Below are 1,135 nucleotides of genomic sequence, written 5' to 3' on the forward strand. Positions count from 1 at the left end.
CAAATCGAGACCGACGATCTCGGCACCCACCGCCCCGCTGAACGGGCGGACTTCGAAGAATTGTGGCGCGATGCTTGGCGATGCTGAAGCTGCAGACATAAATCACTCCCACGCACGGCACGCTCAAGGGCGCGCGCGTCGATCAGAAACTCACGGAGGTTCCGTGTTGGTTCGTGTCGTGCGGCGCGCCGATTGGTCGGCAGGTACGCAGGGGTGTAACTTTATAGATATAAGAAATTAAATTTAAATACCGTTAATGAATAACGATATGAATTTTGCTGTGCTCCACACAGCTGATCACGAAATTGATCTCAATCGTGACGCCACAAAGTAACCCGCTCGTACACGTCGATAGCTCGCCAGTAATAATCGTTCATTAACAGATTAAAGGCGCCAATAAAATGACTAACTTTCGCCGTCTGTCCCTACGACTCTAAACTCTTCCCCACAAAATATTGACACCGCCAGCCGGGTGCCACATTATTCGCGCGCTGCAAAATGGCCATCACGCCCTGGCGCGGTGATAGGTTTCTCTGGCTTAGTTGATTGATAAAAGTTTTTATCATTTATTGAGACGAGTTTCGCCGCCGATAGCGATGCCTGGATATTCATTGTCTCATTGTCTCTTTGTTAGCGGCCTTCAAATTTTGCCGATTCTTAACCATTCGGGTTGAGTGTTTTTCGTGCATTGGGACGATTGGAGTAGAAGGCTGTGGGACATGTCACGTTGGCCATCCGGCATCTGCAGGATGAGCAAATGTTGCTACGCGCAGGCGGGGTATATTGGATTGCCCTGGACCGTGCGAGCGATGCGGAAATTTTTGCTCGTCAGTTTTTGTCGGCGTTATCTGAAGACGATACCGCGACGTTAATATGCAGCGGCACCGCCCCCGAAGCAATTGTCGAGACGTTGGCTGCCGATTGCGGTCCATCGACGCTGCGCATGTTTGCCATGCCTCACGATGCGTCTGCTCGTCAGGCGTTCACGGCCTTGACCGCGGATTTACATCGAATAAACATCGCACGCGGTAGTCATCTACTGTTGATGGTGAATTCGGACAATATCGAAAACCTGAGTACCCAACAGTTACACCGCTGGTGTGAAAATATTCAACAACCATTGGCGAATATTTTC

Annotated in this window: 2 protein-coding genes; one reads left to right on the forward strand and one right to left on the reverse strand. The window is 50.3% G+C overall.

Translation table 11 applies throughout. The features are described from left to right. Positions 1-480: 480 nt before the first annotated feature. Positions 481-612, reverse strand: a complete 132-nt coding sequence (locus ACOCD9_RS15585) for a hypothetical protein (protein ID WP_419547915.1) — start codon at positions 610-612, stop codon at positions 481-483. A gap of 100 nt (positions 613-712) precedes the next feature. Here ACOCD9_RS15585 and ACOCD9_RS15590 point away from each other — a divergent pair. Further along, the coding region (locus ACOCD9_RS15590; RefSeq protein ID WP_419547916.1) for a BcsE family c-di-GMP-binding protein at positions 713-1,135 on the forward strand (423 nt) is incomplete at its 3' end.

The sequence above is a fragment of the Microcystis sp. genome, from assembly GCF_048564745.1.
GTDB lineage: Bacteria > Cyanobacteriota > Cyanobacteriia > Cyanobacteriales > Microcystaceae > Microcystis > Microcystis ichthyoblabe_A.